The sequence below is a fragment of the Bradyrhizobium zhengyangense genome (assembly GCF_022012555.1).
In the GTDB taxonomy this organism is placed as follows: domain Bacteria; phylum Pseudomonadota; class Alphaproteobacteria; order Rhizobiales; family Xanthobacteraceae; genus Bradyrhizobium; species Bradyrhizobium zhengyangense.
Window position 1 is genome coordinate 1 of sequence record NZ_JAKLTZ010000079.1, and the last position, 1,048, is coordinate 1,048.

Consider the following 1,048-nt stretch of genomic DNA (forward strand, 5'->3'; position numbering starts at 1 on the left):
TAGAGCGTGATGGCATTAAGTTCGATAGCCTGAATTTTTGAGGTAGTGGGCGCACTCCTCGGAGGTGAAGGCATCGAGTGCGCGGCCGATTGCGGCGCAGACCGCGTCGACGGTTCGCGCGGCAGCCTTGCGGAGCAGGTGCTTCAGCTTGGCAAAGACCTGTTCGATTGGATTCAGGTCGGGCGAGTATTTTGGCAGGAAGAAGAGTTTAGCGCCGACCGAACGGATGAGCTGGCGAACGGCTTTGCTCCTGTGGCTGCCAAGGTTGTCCAAGACGACGATGTCGCCGGGCTGAAGGGTCGGCAGGAGAACCTTCTCGACATAGGTGCGGAAGCTCACGCCATCGATCGGCCCCTCGATGAACCATGGCGCATCGATCCGATCATGGCGCAGGGCTGCCAAGAAGGTCATGGTCTTCCAGCGGCCGTGGGGGACCCTGGCGTGAAGTCTGCTCCCGCGCGGCGCCCATCCCCGCAAGGGCGCCATATCGGTCCTGGTCCAGGTCTCGTCGATGAAGACCAGCCGCTCAGCTTCGACGCGACCTTGATACTTTGCCCATTGGGCTCGCCGCCGCGCGACCTCGGGGCGATCGCGTTCGCCAGCCGCCACGCTTTTTTTTGAAGCTGAGCTTCTCGGCATGCACGAAGTCCCACACCGAGTGGTAGTCGACCTTCAGGCCGCGACCCGCAAGCTCGACAACGAGACCACGTATAGTGAAATCGCCGTCCTTGATCCGTTGTGACAGCCAGACCGCGTGCTCGCCCGAAATTGCCTTCGGCTTGTAGCCGCCGATCTGGCCAGGCTCAACGCTGCCGGTCTCATCGACCCGCTTCATCCAACCGATGGCCGTGCTGATCGCCACCCCAAACTGCTTGGCGGCCTGATTGCGGGACATCCCGCTCTCAATTGCCGCCACGACGCGCTTGCGAAGATCCAGAGAGTACGGCTTGCCCATCCATGCTGGCCTCCAATCCAGCCAGCATGGTGAATCAGAAACTAACTGATTTGGGAATCCCAAATCGATTCAGACTAAAACCATCCCGCTTTA

The 1,048-nt window shown here is 60.4% G+C and carries 1 protein-coding gene; it reads right to left on the minus strand.

The genetic code is table 11. The annotated features are described in order from the left end of the window. Positions 1-15 precede the first annotated feature (15 nt). Positions 16-955, minus strand: a protein-coding gene (locus L6639_RS42910) for an IS630 family transposase (RefSeq protein ID WP_377819257.1) whose coding sequence is annotated in 2 segments (ribosomal slippage) — positions 16-618 and positions 620-955 — 939 coding nt in all. Because the reading frame shifts where the segments join, the coding sequence is not laid out codon by codon here. Positions 956-1,048: the final 93 nt, after the last annotated feature.